The organism is Micromonospora sp. CPCC 205558 (assembly GCF_036902955.1).
GTDB lineage: Bacteria > Actinomycetota > Actinomycetes > Mycobacteriales > Micromonosporaceae > Micromonospora.
Genome location: NZ_JBAKHR010000001.1, coordinates 209,098 through 223,593, shown reverse-complemented (window position 1 = coordinate 223,593; position 14,496 = coordinate 209,098). Strand labels below are relative to the sequence as shown.

Below are 14,496 nucleotides of genomic sequence, written 5' to 3'. Positions count from 1 at the left end.
TTGACGACCGCGTCCGTGAAGGAGAGGGGTACACCCGTGACCGGACCGCTGGCAACTACGTCGTGCACGCTGCCGCTGGTCGAGGTGTGCGTCACCGAGTTCGACCTGGCCTGCCTGCCGGCCACCGGAGCAGTGTTCGACCGGCTGTTGGCCCTGCATCCCGCACAGGTGGTGGTCGACCTGTCTGGCTGTCGGCACATCGACGCCGCCGCCATCGGGCTCCTGCTCGATGTGCACCGGCGCCTCGCGCGTACCGACGGGGTCCTCACCGTCCGCAACCCGAACCCGCGCATCCGACGCATCCTGCACACCGCGCGTCTGGACCAGATCCTGCCGGTGGTCGACACCGACCCGTCGTCGCCGTCGACCTGCACCCCGGCGGTGGGGCAGGAACCCCCCGCCACACCGCCGACGTTGGTCGCTCATGGCCGCGCCTCGGTAAGAGCCGCGACCTGACGTTCGCCAGCGGTCTCACCTGTCCCACCATCGGGCTGGACCGCCACCCGGGTCGCAACAACCGGCTCGGGAGCCAGCCCCGCTTCGGCTCTGCACGAATGCCGTGTCGCACCGCACCCTTCCGACACGGCCCCAGGAAGGACCCACAGAATGACCGTTGTTCCGGACGACCACCTGATGACCCTGATCTGCGACACCTGCGGCGACTCCGTCAAGGCCACCGCGTGCGTGCTCCCCGACGCGGAGGTCGTCTGGACGCTGGTGTCCGAACAGGGGTGGAGCGGTTCTCCATTCGCCACCGGCCCGCATCGCTGCCCGCACTGCAGCCTGCTGCCGCCCACCGGTGGCGGCCAGGCGTCGTGCGGCGACCACGGTCCTGGTGGCATCCTCGGCATCGACCACGTCGACGACGTGACAGTTGTCGCCGCCGCCGGTGACGTCGATCTCGACACCGGTGACACCCTGCGTCACGCCCTGCGCCACGCGGCCGACATGGGCGGGCACGTCGTGGTCGACCTGAGCCGGGTACACCTCATCGACTCCACCGGGCTCGGCCTCCTGGTCCGCGCCCACCGCGACGCCCGAGACCGTGGGGCCACACTCTGCCTGGCCGCGCCGTCGCGGTTCATCCGCACCGTCCTGCACACGATGCGCCTGGACGGAGCCTTCCCCATCTTCGACAGCCGCGACGACGCCCTCGCCCAACTGTCCGAGGGTGCAATGTCGCAGCGCCCAACCTCCGCCGCCGCGACGGCTGCCCACTCCTGATCGGGCTCGAACGGCCGGCGGTCCCTGCGGCGAACGTTCAAACCGACCTCCGCTCGCCCTGTGCACCCGTACTCGAAGGACATCCGAGGAAGCCCATGAGCATCGCCGGTCTCGTCACCGCGCTCCTCGTCGGCGTCGCGATCGGCCTGCTCGGCAGGCTCATCGTCCCGGGACGCCGGGAAGCCCCCATCTGGCTGACCGTGTCCGTCGGGGTGGTCGCCGCGCTGGCGGGCACCATCCTCGCCCGTCTCGCGGGCCTCGGTACCGGCACCCTCAACCTCCCGACCCTGGCCATCCAGGTCGGCCTCGCCGGCGGCGGCGTCGTGCTCGTCGTCGCCACCGCCAGGTCGCAACCGTCCGACTCCCCATGAACGGGAAACGACGCAGCGCCGGCACCGGAAGGCCGGCCACCAGCACGGTCAGGCCGGAGCCGGGGCGACGCGGACGAGGAGCACGAGCGAACCCCACGAGTCCCCACCCGATCGCCTACCGACGGTGGGACCGTCACGGGTTCCCCATCCCCGCCGGCCGCGATCGCCCCCCGCTTCGCCACGATCAAGGAGCTGACCGTGTACATGCCATGGCCACTACCCGATGAGAACTGGTTCGGCGACACCTCGAACCAGCCCGAGCCGGACAGCGAGGACCTACGAATCGAGGCGCTGGTCGCGCAGCGACTGAGCATCGACTGGACCACGCGGCGCCAGCAGATCGTTGTCTCCGTGCAGAACCGGGTCGTCATCCTCGCCGGTGTGGTGAGTGACCCGACCACGCGGCAAGTCGCGGCGGAACTCGCCTACGACGTGCCCGGCGTCTTCGACATCTGCAACACGCTGCGGCTCAGCGGCCCACGGCGTAGCCACTGGTGACCGCCGATCACCGGTGGCGCCGCCGGTTCAGGGCAACAGCGCAGGCGCGAGTGACCTCTCCGGGGTGACTGCACCGCACGCTGCGTCGCCGTGGATTGCATTCTGCCCTTCTCAGGGCCGGTGACAGCCTGATGATCGTCGTTTGGCTAACGTAGAGGCCGGTGTGCCGGGAAGACTGGTCGGCGTTTCTATCACCGACCCCACCGGAGGACCCGATGACCCGACCACCGGCGAACCGCACGCCACTCCTGCTCAGCCGCAGGAGTTGGCCTGAGGTACGCCGGATCGGGGACATCCTGCGGACCGAAACGGTCGGTGGGGTCCTGCTGCTGGCGGCTGCGGTGCTTGCCCTCGCCTGGGCGAACTCGCCCTGGTCCGACGCGTACCGCTCCCTCGCCGACCTGACCGTGGGACCCGGCGCGCTGCATCTGGACCTCTCATTGGCGCAGTGGGCTGCCGACGGCCTGCTAGCGATCTTCTTCTTCGTCGCGGGGCTGGAGCTCAAGCGCGAGTTCGTCGCCGGTGACCTGCGCGAGCCCCGCCGGGCGATGCTTCCCGTCGCCGCCGCGCTCGGCGGCATGACGCTGCCTGCGTTGATCTACGTGGCGTTCAATATCGGGGCCGGTGACGAGGCGTTGACCGGGTGGGCGATCCCGACCGCGACGGACATCGCGTTCGCCCTCGCCGTACTCGGTGTGATCAACACAAGTCTGCCCTCGGCAATGCGGACGTTCCTGCTCACCCTGGCGGTCGTCGACGACCTACTCGCCATTGTGATCATCGCGGTCTTCTATACCAGTTCCCTGCCCTTCGGGCCGCTGCTGCTCGCGTTGGTCCCGATGATGCTGTTCGGTCTGCTGGTCCAGCGCCGGGTGCGGTCCTGGTGGCTGCTACTGCCACTCGCCATCACGACGTGGGTGCTCGTACACGCCTCCGGTGTGCATGCCACCGTCGCCGGAGTCGTGCTGGCCTTCACCGTGCCGGTGCTGCGCCGCAAGCCGGGGCCTGGCCCTGGCCTGGCCGAGCACTTCGAACACCGAATTCGACCCCTGTCCGCCGGGGTCGCGGTCCCGGTGTTCGCGTTCTTCGCCGCCGGCGTCTCGCTCGCCGGGGCGGGCGGCCTCGGCGCGACCCTGACCGACTCGGTCGCCCTGGGGGTGATGGTCGGGTTGGTGCTGGGGAAAGCCGTAGGCGTCCTCGGAGCCACCTGGCTCGTGCAGAGATTCACCCGGGCCCGACTCGCGGAAGGGCTCGCCTGGTGGGACATGGTCGGATTGGCGCTGCTGGCCGGGGTGGGATTCACCGTGTCACTGCTGATCGGCGAGTTGGCGTTCGGCGCCGGCACCGAACGCGACGACCACTCCAAGATCGGCGTCCTCCTCGGGTCGCTCCTCTCGGCGGTGCTGGCCGCCGTCGTCCTGCGCGCTCGTAATCGGCATTACCAGGGAGTCTGCGCCCTGGAGGAACGCGACAGTGACGCCGACGGCGTCCCAGACGTCTACGAAGAGCAGCCAACCAGAACGACGCAGTCCTGATCTCGGTGCTCGTGGCTACGGTGCGCGAACGCCTGCACCAGGCCACGCCGACGCGAGCCGAAGCGAGCCGAAGCGCAGCAGGTCTTCCGCTTCCGCCGATCATCGCATCGAACCAGACGCTCTCCAGGACACGAAGTCATGGTCACCTGGCCGACCCGGGGCGGGCCTCCGCGCCGTGACCCTCGGGAGTACGCTCCCATCAGGTGCGCCGGGAAGTCTGGTCGGCAGTTCATGTCCTGCTGCGACCTCCGGAGGCTCCGATGGGCGTTTCTGCACTGCGCACCGAAAATCTGTCCAAGCGGTACGGGCAGCTACTCGCCCTCGATGACCTCACCCTCGACGTCGCGGCGGGCGAGGTGTTCGGGTTCCTCGGTCCCAACGGCGCCGGGAAGTCGACAACGATCCGGCTACTGCTCGGCCTTGCCCGACCCACCTCCGGACGGGCGTGGATCTTCGACACCAACGCCGCCCACGTCGCCGCCGCCCACAGCAGGCTCGCCTACGTGCCGGCGGATGTGGCGCTGTGGCCACGGATGACCGGCGCCGAGGTGCTGGACCTGCTCGCCCGCATCGGCCCCGGTACGGACACCGCCTACCGCGACGAACTCATTCAACGGTTCGCGCTGGATGTGTCCAAACCGGCCGGCACCTACTCGACGGGCAACCGGCAGAAGGTCGCTTTGATCGCGGCGTTCGCCACGAGGGCGCCGCTGCTGGTGCTCGACGAGCCAACTAGTGGCCTTGACCCGCTCATGGACCTGCAGTTCCGGCAGGCCGTGGGCGTTGCCCGCGACAACGGGCAGACGGTGTTCCTCAGCTCCCACCAGCTCGCCGAGGTCGAGGCCATCTGCGACCGCGTCGGCATCCTGCGCGCCGGAGAACTGGTGGAGGTGGCGTCCGTCGCACAATTGCGCCGACTGCACCAGACGGAGGTGGCCGCGACGTTCACCGGCACGCCACCTGACCTCACCGGCGTCCTCGGCGTCGACGGCCTGCACCGCGACGGCACCGCGACCGTGCGGTTCACCCTGAACGGCTCACCTGCCGCTGCGCTGCGCGCCCTGGCCGATGCTGATGTGGCGACCATCGTCGTCCGCGAGCAGAGTCTGGAGGAGATCTTCCTCGCCTACTACGGGCAGGACGCCCGATGATCGCGGCCGCGACGACAGCAGCCCGGCCGCACCGTGTGCTGCGGGCGCTGGCAGTGCGTCAGGTGCACCGCGGGGCCATGGTCGTAACCGCTGTGTGCGCAGGCATGTCCGCGCTGGTGGCGGTCGGCTACCGCACCGAGGCACTGGACCAGACCGCCATAGCGGCGCTGGCACGCAACCCCGCGATTCGCACCCTGTTCGGTGAGCCGGTCGCGCTCGATCAGGCAGGCGGGTTCACCGTCTGGCGGACAGGCATCGTCCTGGCCATCCTGCTCGGTGTGTGGACGATGCTGACCGCCACCCGGATCACCCGTGGTGAGGAGGACGCGGGCCGTTGGAGTCTGTTGCTCGCCGGCCGCACCACCCTCGCCGAAGCTGTCCGCCATCATCTCGGTGTCCTGGCCGTCGTTCCGGTCGTCGTTGGAGCGGCGACCGCTGCGGCGATGATCGCCGCGAGAGTGGATACCACCGGTTCGTTGTTGCACGGAGCCGGCCTCGCCTCCGTCGGGCTCTTCTTCGTCGCCGTCGGGGGAATCAGCGCTCAGATGTTCGCCAGCCGGTCGGCGGCCAACGGGGCGGCAGCCGCCGTCCTGGTCGTCGGGGTACTCACGCGGATGGTCGGCGACGGTATGCCCGCACTGGCCTGGCTTCGGTGGCTGTCCCCGTTCGGGCTCGTGGCGCTGACCCGCCCGTTCGACACCAATCGAGGCCTGCCGGTGTCGGTGCTGACATGCGCCGCGCTGCTGCTACTGACCCTCGCCGGTCGGCTTGCGCTGCGGCGTGACGTCGGCGCGGGGATTCTTGCGACAGCCGACAGCCGGCCGGCGCGTACCGCGTTGCTCGGCTCGGTGCCGGCCTTCGCGGTCCGGCGCACCATGCGACCGCTGGCCGCATGGTCTACCGGGATCGGCGCGTACTCCCTGCTCCTGGGCCTGATCGCCCGGTCCATGACCGAATTCTTGACCGGCAACCCCCAGTTCGCGGCGATGGCGGCCCAGGCCGGCTTCCCCGCACTCGGCACGGTAGAGGGTTACGCGGCCACCATGTTCGCGCTGCTGGCCGTTCCGGTCGGGGTGTTCGTCGCCGTGCGGCTCGCAGCCGCCGCCGCAGACGAAAATGCCCGGCGCCTCACCCTGCTGCTGGCCGCACCTGTGACCCGACTGCGGTTGTTGGCTGCCGAGGCGACCATCGCCGGGTGCGCTGCGCTGGTCCTGATCACGCTGTCGGGCCTCGCCATGTGGGCCGGCACCGCCGCCGTCCGTGCCGATCTTGGGGCCGGCGACGCGCTCGCCGGCGCCTGGAACGTCGTGCCGATCGTGGTGCTCTGTCTGGGAGCTGGCGTCCTGGCGCTCGGATGGAAACCGCACGCCGTCGCGGCGATCGGCGCTCTCCCGGCCGCCGGCGGGTTCATGTGGCAGGTCATTGCCGACAGCGTCGAAGCCCCCTCCTGGATCCGCGCGCTGTCACCGTTCGCGCACCTGGCCGCAGTGCCGGCCACCGCACCAGCCTGGCCCGCAGCGTCGGCGATGGCCGGCATCGCCGTGGCAGGAGTGGTCGCCGGCGCGATCGGGTACCGCCGCCGTGATCTGTGGGCCTAACCAACCCCATCACCAACACGCTCGGCGACGACAAGGGGCACCGTCGAACCGACGGTGCCCCCTAGCGTCATGCCAATTCAGGCGAGCGTGCCGAGGTAGTCGGGATTGGCCTTGAGCCACTCCTCGACGGCCTTCTGCTCGTCGCCCTTGTGGGTGTTGAACATCAGGTCCTCCAGGGACGCGAGCTGGTCTCCGTCCATCTTGAACTTCTTCAGCATCGCGGTGACCTCGGGAAAGTTCTCGCCGAAGCCGGTACGGGCCAGAGTGTTGACCTGCTCGGCCTGGCCGAGGGTGCCCTTCGGGTCGGCGAGGTCCTTCAGCTCGTACTTCGCGTAGGCCCAGTGCGGGTGCCAGAGCGTCACCACGATCGGCTTCTTGTCGGCGATCGCGCCGTCCAACGCGGCCAGCATCGCCGGGGTGGAGGACGTCTTCAGCTTCAGCTTGCCGTCCAGGCCGTACTCGGGGATGACCTTCTCCTGGGTGGCCTTGGTCAGACCTGCGCCCGGCTCAATGCCGATCAGTTGCCCGTCGAAGCTGCCGGCCTTGTCGGCCAGGTCGGCCAGCGAGTCGACGCCCTCGACGTACTTCGGCACCGCGATGCTCAGGCTGGCGTCGTCGTACCAGACGCCGAGCTTCTCCAGCTTGTCGCCGTACTTCTCCAGGTAGGAGGCGTGCGTCTGGGGGAGCCAACTGTCCAGGAACAGGTCGATGTCGCCGTTGGCGAGACCACCGTAGACGAGACCGGCCTCCAGGTTCTTGAGCTCGACCTCGTAGCCCTTGTCCTGCAGGATGTCCTGCCACAGGTGCGACGCCGCGATCGCCTCGTCCCAGGCCATGTAACCGATGGTGATCTTCTTGCCGTTGCTGGAGGCGTCGTCCTGCTTGCCGCAGGCGGCGGCGCCGCCCAGGGCCAGGGTGGCGGTGACCGTGAGCGCGAGGGCGCGCTTCAGTGTCGTGAACAAAAGGGGTTGTCCTTCCTGTTTCGGGTATGCCGGCAGACCCCGCGTAGCCCGGGGAAGAGATTGCCGACGGAGAGCGACGGTCAGGCGGCCTGCCGCGCGAGGCGTTGCGCCCGGGCGGACGGGAAGCGGTCGCCCGCCGAGTCGGTGAGCCGGTCGAGCACCACGGCGAGGATCACGACGGCGATCCCCCCTTCGAAGCCGCTGCCCACCTCGACCTGCGACAACGCGAACATGATCACGTCCCCGAGGCCGCCGGCGCCCACCATGCCGGCGATCACCACCATGGACAGGGCCAGCATGATGACCTGGTTGACGCCGGTCATGATCGTGGGCAGTGCCAGTGGCAGCTTGGTTCGCAGCAGCACCATCCACGGTGGCGCACCGAACGACTCGGCGGCCTGGACGATCTCCTTGTCGACCTGGCGCAGACCCAGCTCGGTCAGGCGGACGCCGGGCGGCATGCTGAAGACCAGGGTGGCCAGCACGCCCGGCACGGTGCCGATGCCGAAGAAGAAGATCGCCGGGATGAGGTAGACGAACGCGGGCATGGTCTGCATCAGGTCCAGCACCGGTCGGGCCACTGCGGAGACCCGCTTGTTCTCGGCGACGAGCACGCCCAGCGGGATAGCCATCAGCAACGCCAGGGTGCTGGCCACGAGCACCTGCGCGAGCGTGCTCATGGTCTCCTCCCAGTACGGCATTCCGGCCACCAGACCGAGACCGACCGCGGTACCCAGTGCGAACTTCCAGCCGCGCAGCCACCAGCCGAGCCCGGCGAGCACCAGCACGACAACCACCGCCGGTACGCCGGTGAGGAGGTCGTTGAGCGGTCGTACCAACGCCTCGACCACGGTGGCGACACCGTCGAAGAACGGGCCGAGGGTGGCTGTGGCCCAATCGACGGCGGACTCGGTCCAGGCGCCGAGCGGCACCCGGGGCAGCCAACTGTCGAGTGGCGACTGCGTCAGGATCATGCCGGCTCTCCCTTCGTCCCGACCAGTTCCACCTGGTCCTGCTCCTGCGTCGGCTCGTTCGGTGTCGCAGCGGCCAGCGCACTGAGCAGGGTGATCCGGGGGATCACCCCGATCAGGCGGTCGCGCTCGTCGAGAACGGCCACCGGGTGCTGACTCTCCGCGCAGTCGGCAAAGAGGTCGGCCACCGCGGTGTCCCCGGTGACCGTGCGAACCCGCTCGGTCGACACGTACCCGTCGAGGTGGGGGCGGCCCTCGCGGAGCGCCCGCAACACCTCGTCCTCGGTGACGGTGCCGAGGAACCTCTTCATCGGACCGGTCACGTAGACCACCGAGGTCTGGCTCTCCCGCAGCGCCTTCGCGGCGACCCGGGGACCGGCGTTGACATCCAGCACCTGCTGGGGCTTCTCCATGACTGACGCGGCGGTGAGGATCCGAGTCCGATCGACGTCCGCGACGAACTGCGCCACGTAGTCGTTGGCCGGGTCAGTGAGGATCTCCTCGGCGGTGCCGATCTGGACGATCCGACCGTCCCGCATCACGGCGATCCGGTCGCCGAGTCGCATGGCCTCGTTCAGGTCGTGGGTGATGAAGATGATCGTCTTGCCCAGTTCGGCCTGCAGTTCCAGGAGTTGGTCCTGGATCTCGCGGCGGATCAGTGGGTCCAGTGCCGAGAACGCCTCGTCCATCAGCAGGATCTCGGTGCCGGCCGCGAGCGCGCGGGCCAGCCCGACCCGCTGCCGCATGCCGCCGGACAGGTCGTGGGGCAGGTTGTCCGCCCACTCCGTCAGGCCCACCATGCGCAGCGCGTCCATGGCCCGTTCGCGTCGCTCCGCCTTGGGCAGCCCGGCAACCTCAAGCGCGTACCCGGCGTTCTCCAACACCGTCCGGTGCGGCATGAGCGCGAAGTGCTGGAACACCATGCTGATCTTCTCGCGGCGCAGCCTGCGTAGCGCTGCCGGCTTGAGCGTGGTCAGCTCGACCCCATCGACCTGCACGCTGCCCCTGGTGGGGCGCAGCAGGCCGTTGAGCATCCGGATCAGGGTCGACTTACCGGAACCGGAGAGACCCATGACGACGAAGATCTCGCCGGGGCGTACCTCGAAGTTCGCGTCGATCACGGCGGCCGTGGCCGGTAGTCCGGCCAGAGCCTCGGCGCGCGGCTTTCCGTCCGCCAGACGTCGTACCGCTTCGTCAGCTCGACTGCCGAAAATCTTGTAGAGCGACTGCACTGTGAGCGCGGACACGATCCCCCTTCAAGACGGAACCCGGTTGGCCGTATCGCGTCACCGGCGCCATCTCGCGTTTCATCGTCGATATCAACATCGATCACATTCAGCGGGCCACATAGGCCTGGCGGCGAAACCTACCGACGCCCTCGCGACAAATCCAGTCAGCACGGCGGGGTTGTGGATATGCACACAAAAATTCGCGCGGTACCGGGTGCTGGATTGATCGTCCGACATGTTTCGCGCCCCGTCATCCGCACTGGTCGGACCGGGCGGATTCGGTGTCACCCACGCTGCCCTTCCTGCTGGAGCGCGCCCCACCAGTGCGTTGACGCGTACGTGGAAAGCAGTTCCAGAATTTGACAGGGTTGATAGAGAACTGTCACGAAACTGTCATACTCCATCGCGGATCTATGGCGTAATGTCACCGTCGGCGCACTGCCGCGGCTCCCGATTGTCTGGTGCCCTCTCTCACTCTGCCTCAGCGATTCGCCGAGGCGTCGGTATTCTTGGCTGGGCATTGCCTGCACCCGTATGCCCGTCAGCTGAGGGGGGACCATGCCCGATCACATCGACCTCGCCCGCCTGCGCGAAGTGCTCGACGGACCGTGGGCCGAGGTCCGCGGCGCACACCGGGATCACCTCGACGCGCGTTTCCTCCCGGTGTACGGCGAGACCGGTGACCAGGCACGGGAGCGGATCACCCGACTACTCACCGAACTCCCCGTCGAGCTGGGCATCGCGTCGGCCTTTCCCACCGAGTACGGCGGCAGATCCGATGTCGGCGGGTCGATCGTGGCCAGTGAGATGCTGGCGCAGGTCGACCTGTCTCTGATGGTCAAGGCGGGCGTGCAGTGGGGCCTTTTCGGCGGCGCCGTCGCCGCCCTCGGCACCAGGCGACACCACGACGCCTACCTCCGGGACATCATCTCCGGTCGGATCTTCGGCTGTTTCGCGATGACCGAGACCGGCCACGGCTCCGACGTCCAACAACTGCGCACCACCTCCACGTACGACCCGCAGACGCAGACCTTCGACCTGCACACCCCGCACGAGGCGGCCCGCAAGGACTACATCGGAAACGCCGCACGGGACGGACGGATGGCGGTGGTCTTCGCGCAGTTGATCACCAACGGGCGGCGGCACGGCGTGCACGCGTGGCTGGTCCCGATCCGCGACGCCCAGGGCAACCCGCTGCCCGGCGTGACCATCGGCGACGCCGGGCCCAAGGCCGGCCTGCTCGGCGTGGACAACGGGCGGCTCAGCTTCGACCACCTGACCGTGCCCCGCGAGATGCTCCTGGACCGGTACGGTCAGGTCGCCGAGGACGGCTCGTACTCCAGCCCGATCGAGAACGACTCCCGGCGCTTCTTCACCATGCTCGGCACCCTGGTCCGCGGCCGGGTGAGCGTCGGCGGCGCCGCGTCCGCCGCCACCAAGTCAGCACTGACGATCGCGGTCCGCTACGGCGACATCCGCCGCCAGTTCGGCACGCCCGGCGCCGACCGGGAGGTGCTGATCAACGACTATCTGGCCCACCAGCGCAAGCTGCTGCCCGCCCTGGCCACCACGTACGCGCTGCACTTCGCCCAGGCCGAGCTGGTCACCGCGCTCAGCGAGGTGCAGGGCGGCGACGGCCCGGTCGACGAGCACCGACAGCGGCAACTGGAGTCCCGGGCAGCCGGTCTCAAGGCCGCGCAGACCTGGCACGCCACCCGCACCATCCAGATGTGCCGCGAGGCGTGCGGCGGGGCCGGCTACCTGGCTGAGAACCGCCTACCCGGCCTCAAGGCAGACACCGACGTCTTCACCACGTTCGAGGGCGACAACACGGTGCTGCTGCAACTGGTGGCCAAGGGGCTGCTCACCGGCCACCGGGACGCGTTCGGCTCGTTGGACGGCTGGGGGCGCGCCTCCTTCGTCGCCGACCAGGTCCGCGAGATGGTGCTGGAGCGCACCGCCGCACGATCGCTCATCGAGCGGCTGATCAGCGCCGTACCCGGCCGCGACGACGAGGTCGCCGTCACCGACCGCGGCTGGCAGCTCAAGGCCTTCGAGGACCGTGAGCGGCACCTCCTCGACGGCGCTGTCCGCCGGCTACGCAACGGCGCGGCCACGAAGAAGGACCGTCCCTTCGACATCTTCAATGACGTCCAGGACCACGTCCTCGCGGTTGCCACCGCGCACATCGACCGGGTCACCCTGGAGGCGTTCGTCGCCGGCATCGAGGAGAGCGCCGATCCCGCGGTCCGGGCGCTGCTCTCCCGGGTCGGTGACCTGTACGCGCTCAGCGTGATCGAGGCCAACAAGGGTTGGTTTCTGGAGCACGGCCGGCTCACGCCGGCCCGGTCCAAGGCGATCACCGGCGTCGTGAACGGCCTGCTCAAAGAGCTGCGCCCCCACCTACGGACACTCGTGGACGGTTTCGCCATCCCGGACACCTGGCTGCACTGCGCCATTCTGGAAGAGGAACCGGGCCGACAGGACACGATGACCGCCCACGACGCCGCCGACGATCGGCAGGTGGTACCGGCGTAGGGGAAGGCGAGGCAGCACCACCTCAGGCTCGCCCCATCTCGCCGCCGGCGGCGACGCGGCCGTGGGTGTGGTGTCCGCCGACTGTGGGGTCGGCGGACAGCGTCGCGGCGGTGAGCATCAGCTGCAGCAGCCACCGGCCTGCGCGTCGGCGGGGTTGCTGTTGCAGACACCGGTTTCGGGCAGGTCGAGCCGGACGTCGCGGGCGGCGGCCCAGTCGCCGGCGAGGGCGGCGACGACGGAGCGGACCTGGTCGTAGCCGGTGGCCATGAGGAACGTGGGTGCGCGGCCGTAGGACTTCATGCCGACGGCGTATTAGCCGGGTTCCGGGTGGGCGAGTTCGTTCACTGGGTAGACGGGGGCCCGGCTGGTGAGGGGGCGGTTGGTCAGGTGACGACGGGACTGCGCCGCTCAAGCAGGACGACGTCACGCCAGCGGCCGTGGTGGCGACCGATCCGCTCGCGTACGCCGATGACCCGGAAGCCGGCCCGCTCGTGCAGGGTGAGGCTGGCCGCGTTGTCGGGGAAGACTCCGGACTGGATGGTCCAGATGCCGGCGGCCTCGGTGGAGATGATCAGCGTGGCCAGCAGCAGCCGGGCGATGCCTCGGCCCTGCGCGGCCGGATCGACGTAGACGGAGTGCTCGACCACCCCGGCGTAGACCTTGCGGGCCGAGGTGGGTGCGACCGCTATCCAACCGAGCACCCTGCCACTGGCGTCTACCGCGACGAAGCGGTGATCGGGCAGCTTCGCCGCGTCGAACACCGACCAGGTCGGTGCGGTGATCTCGAAGCTGGCGTTGCCGGCGTCGAGCCCGGCCTGGTAGATGGCCAGGACCCGCTCGGCGTCGTCGTCCCGCAGGCGGCGCACCGTGATGTCGGCCATCAGCAGGTTCCGTTCGGACTGGGGGCGGGTCGACCCATGGCCACGTCCGCGGTGGACTGCGCCAGGCCGATCGCGGTGACGACCTCCCCCACGCTCATCGCCACCTCCCCCATCGTTCATCGGCGATAAACGATTAAGGCTATCAACCGCAAACAGATGCAGCACTGTCTTGACGTCTGTCGAAACAGACAGTTGCGCGTTGATTAGAGGGATGCCAACCTAGAAAAATGTCGAAACAAGCTGCGCCTTCCACCCTCGTCGACGCGACCGCCGACACGGTCTGCTGCCGGCCCTTGGCGCAGCACCGCGTACCGGCCGAGACCGCCGCGGTGCTCGCGCCGGCGTTCAAGGCCCTCGGCGACCCGGTCCGCCTGCAGCTGATGTCGATGATCGCCTCCGCCGACAACGGCGAGGTGTGCGTTTGTGACCTCACCCCCGCGTTCAACCTCACCGGCCCGACCATCTCGCATCACCTCAAGACCCTGCGCGAGGCCGGTCTCGTCGACGCCGAGCGGCGCGGCACCTGGGTGTACTACCGAGCCCGACCGGCACTCCTGCGCCAACTCGCGGCGCTGCTCGGCGTCGAATCGGTGACCGCTGCACAGGCCGCCGGCGGCGGTTCCTGACCGGGCGCCGCCGCCCAGCCACTGGACCTGCCCTCGTCCACGTCAGCCTCGCCGCCCGTCGCCGGTTCGGTCACCCCGAGTCAACCGGCTGAAGCCGGCAGCTTCGGGGTGACCCAGCCCCGGTCGTTTCAAGGCCCGCGTTCTGGCTCGGGAAGAGAAGCCTCTCAGCTCGGGACGCTCAGGGCGCCGAGGGCGCGACCGGCCTCCCCGGCGGACTCCAGAGCCCCGGCGTGCATCTGCGCGGCCTGGTCGACGAACGCGTCGAGTGCGGGGTTGACCCCGACCAGGGTGAACTCGCGTTCGACAACGGTGAGGTCGGCGCCCCAGCAGTCACCGATGATCCGGCGCAGATACGGCGTCGAGTGATCCCAACCCTCCCGCGGCGTGCCGGCGCCGTACGCGCCGCCACGTACCGTGGCGAGCACGGTGGGCTTGCCCGCCAGGAACGGCTCCCCAGTCGCCCGCGGGTCCGCGAGCACGGTGTCGACGTAGGTCTTGAAATGCTGGGAGACACCGAAGTTGTAGAGCGGCACGGCGAACAGCAACGCGTCGGCGGCCAGCAACTCGTCCACCAACGTCGCGGCGAAGGCGACCGCCTCCCGCTGCTCGGCGGTGCGCTCCTCGCTCGGCGTCATACCGGCGGACACCGCCGCCGCCCAGACGGTCGCCGAGATGGTGTCCACGCCGACGTGACGGCGCTCGACAGTGTCACCGGGATGATTGGCGAGCCACTCCTCCTCGACGATGTCCGCGATTTCACGACTCGCCGAGCCGTGCGAACGGATGCTGGCATCAAGACGGAACAAGGTCACAGACATCTCCCTGGGTTGCGAAGTTCAAGGTTGAACCTCAATCTAGCCGATGAAGTTCAAGCTTGAACCTCATGGAGATGTCCCTCACTCTGATGAACCA

At 69.1% G+C, this 14,496-nt stretch carries 14 protein-coding genes and 1 pseudogene; 9 read left to right on the top strand and 6 right to left on the bottom strand.

Going from position 1 to position 14,496, the window contains the following annotated elements; translation table 11 throughout:
• The first annotated feature begins 36 nt into the window (after positions 1-36).
• The 7 genes from V6U86_RS00935 (at position 37) to V6U86_RS00905 (ending at position 6,377) form a co-directional block, all read left to right on the top strand.
• Positions 37-456 (top strand): STAS domain-containing protein, encoded by a 420-nt coding sequence (locus V6U86_RS00935; protein ID WP_334497291.1) that lies wholly within the window; start codon positions 37-39, stop codon positions 454-456.
• A gap of 150 nt (positions 457-606) precedes the next feature.
• On the top strand, positions 607-1,224 hold the full coding sequence (locus tag V6U86_RS00930; protein WP_334497289.1) for an STAS domain-containing protein: 618 nt from the start codon (positions 607-609) through the stop codon (positions 1,222-1,224).
• A 95-nt stretch (positions 1,225-1,319) separates the two neighbouring features.
• A complete protein-coding gene (locus V6U86_RS00925) occupies positions 1,320-1,595 on the top strand; it encodes a GlsB/YeaQ/YmgE family stress response membrane protein (RefSeq protein ID WP_334497287.1) in 276 nt (91 codons plus the stop codon).
• 204 nt (positions 1,596-1,799) lie between these two features.
• Positions 1,800-2,093, top strand: a complete 294-nt coding sequence (locus V6U86_RS00920) for a BON domain-containing protein (RefSeq protein ID WP_442934864.1) — start codon at positions 1,800-1,802, stop codon at positions 2,091-2,093.
• Positions 2,094-2,308: 215 nt separating this feature from the next.
• Positions 2,309-3,628, top strand: coding sequence for a Na+/H+ antiporter NhaA (gene nhaA / locus V6U86_RS00915; protein WP_334497283.1), 1,320 nt, complete (start codon positions 2,309-2,311; stop codon positions 3,626-3,628).
• Positions 3,629-3,888: 260 nt separating this feature from the next.
• Positions 3,889-4,779 (top strand): ABC transporter ATP-binding protein, encoded by an 891-nt coding sequence (locus V6U86_RS00910; RefSeq protein ID WP_334497281.1) that lies wholly within the window; start codon positions 3,889-3,891, stop codon positions 4,777-4,779.
• A 104-nt stretch (positions 4,780-4,883) separates the two neighbouring features.
• On the top strand, positions 4,884-6,377 hold the full coding sequence (locus V6U86_RS00905; protein WP_334497280.1) for a hypothetical protein: 1,494 nt from the start codon (positions 4,884-4,886) through the stop codon (positions 6,375-6,377).
• Positions 6,378-6,454: 77 nt separating this feature from the next.
• On the opposite strand, the gene V6U86_RS00900 is transcribed toward V6U86_RS00905, so the two are convergent.
• The 3 genes from V6U86_RS00900 to V6U86_RS00890 all read right to left on the bottom strand — a co-directional run bounded on the left by V6U86_RS00900 (position 6,455) and on the right by V6U86_RS00890 (position 9,557).
• A complete protein-coding gene (locus V6U86_RS00900) occupies positions 6,455-7,339 on the bottom strand; it encodes a glycine betaine ABC transporter substrate-binding protein (protein WP_334497278.1) in 885 nt (294 codons plus the stop codon).
• Between the two features lie 80 nt (positions 7,340-7,419).
• Positions 7,420-8,313, bottom strand: coding sequence for an ABC transporter permease (locus tag V6U86_RS00895; RefSeq protein ID WP_334497276.1), 894 nt, complete (start codon positions 8,311-8,313; stop codon positions 7,420-7,422).
• Positions 8,310-9,557, bottom strand: a complete 1,248-nt coding sequence (locus tag V6U86_RS00890; protein WP_334497274.1) for a quaternary amine ABC transporter ATP-binding protein — start codon at positions 9,555-9,557, stop codon at positions 8,310-8,312. The genes V6U86_RS00895 and V6U86_RS00890 overlap by 4 nt, the downstream gene beginning before the upstream one ends.
• 540 nt (positions 9,558-10,097) lie before the next feature.
• Here V6U86_RS00890 and V6U86_RS00885 point away from each other — a divergent pair.
• On the top strand, positions 10,098-12,077 hold the full coding sequence (locus V6U86_RS00885) for an acyl-CoA dehydrogenase family protein (RefSeq protein WP_334497273.1): 1,980 nt from the start codon (positions 10,098-10,100) through the stop codon (positions 12,075-12,077).
• A 117-nt stretch (positions 12,078-12,194) separates the two neighbouring features.
• On the opposite strand, the pseudogene V6U86_RS00880 reads toward V6U86_RS00885, so the two are convergent.
• Both V6U86_RS00880 and V6U86_RS00875 read right to left on the bottom strand, forming a co-directional pair.
• Positions 12,195-12,422: pseudogene (locus tag V6U86_RS00880) on the bottom strand (flavoprotein); the annotation flags it as partial.
• Between the two features lie 38 nt (positions 12,423-12,460).
• Positions 12,461-12,958, bottom strand: a complete 498-nt coding sequence (locus V6U86_RS00875; RefSeq protein ID WP_334497271.1) for a GNAT family N-acetyltransferase — start codon at positions 12,956-12,958, stop codon at positions 12,461-12,463.
• Positions 12,959-13,185: 227 nt separating this feature from the next.
• Here V6U86_RS00875 and V6U86_RS00870 point away from each other — a divergent pair, with 227 nt between their 5' ends.
• Positions 13,186-13,584: an ArsR/SmtB family transcription factor gene (locus V6U86_RS00870; protein WP_334497269.1), complete on the top strand. Its 399-nt coding sequence runs from the start codon at positions 13,186-13,188 to the stop codon at positions 13,582-13,584.
• Between the two features lie 164 nt (positions 13,585-13,748).
• Here the strand turns inward: V6U86_RS00870 and V6U86_RS00865 are convergent, their stop codons facing one another.
• Positions 13,749-14,402, bottom strand: coding sequence for an FMN-dependent NADH-azoreductase (locus V6U86_RS00865; RefSeq protein ID WP_334497267.1), 654 nt, complete (start codon positions 14,400-14,402; stop codon positions 13,749-13,751).
• Between the last annotated feature and the right edge of the window lie 94 nt (positions 14,403-14,496).

Bases quoted from the DNA above. Each gene is read 5' to 3' on its own strand.
- V6U86_RS00910 (WP_334497281.1), top strand. From the start codon at position 3,889: ATGGGCGTTTCTGCACTGCGCACCGAAAATCTGTCCAAGCGGTACGGG.
- V6U86_RS00920 (WP_442934864.1), top strand. From the start codon at position 1,800: ATGCCATGGCCACTACCCGATGAGAACTGGTTCGGCGACACCTCGAAC.
- V6U86_RS00905 (WP_334497280.1), top strand. From the start codon at position 4,884: ATGTCCGCGCTGGTGGCGGTCGGCTACCGCACCGAGGCACTGGACCAG.
- V6U86_RS00875 (WP_334497271.1), bottom strand. From the start codon at position 12,958: ATGGCCGACATCACGGTGCGCCGCCTGCGGGACGACGACGCCGAGCGG.
- nhaA (WP_334497283.1), top strand. From the start codon at position 2,309: ATGACCCGACCACCGGCGAACCGCACGCCACTCCTGCTCAGCCGCAGG.
- V6U86_RS00870 (WP_334497269.1), top strand. From the start codon at position 13,186: ATGTCGAAACAAGCTGCGCCTTCCACCCTCGTCGACGCGACCGCCGAC.
- V6U86_RS00865 (WP_334497267.1), bottom strand. From the start codon at position 14,402: ATGTCTGTGACCTTGTTCCGTCTTGATGCCAGCATCCGTTCGCACGGC.
- V6U86_RS00895 (WP_334497276.1), bottom strand. From the start codon at position 8,313: ATGATCCTGACGCAGTCGCCACTCGACAGTTGGCTGCCCCGGGTGCCG.
- V6U86_RS00885 (WP_334497273.1), top strand. From the start codon at position 10,098: ATGCCCGATCACATCGACCTCGCCCGCCTGCGCGAAGTGCTCGACGGA.
- V6U86_RS00925 (WP_334497287.1), top strand. From the start codon at position 1,320: ATGAGCATCGCCGGTCTCGTCACCGCGCTCCTCGTCGGCGTCGCGATC.
- V6U86_RS00930 (WP_334497289.1), top strand. From the start codon at position 607: ATGACCGTTGTTCCGGACGACCACCTGATGACCCTGATCTGCGACACC.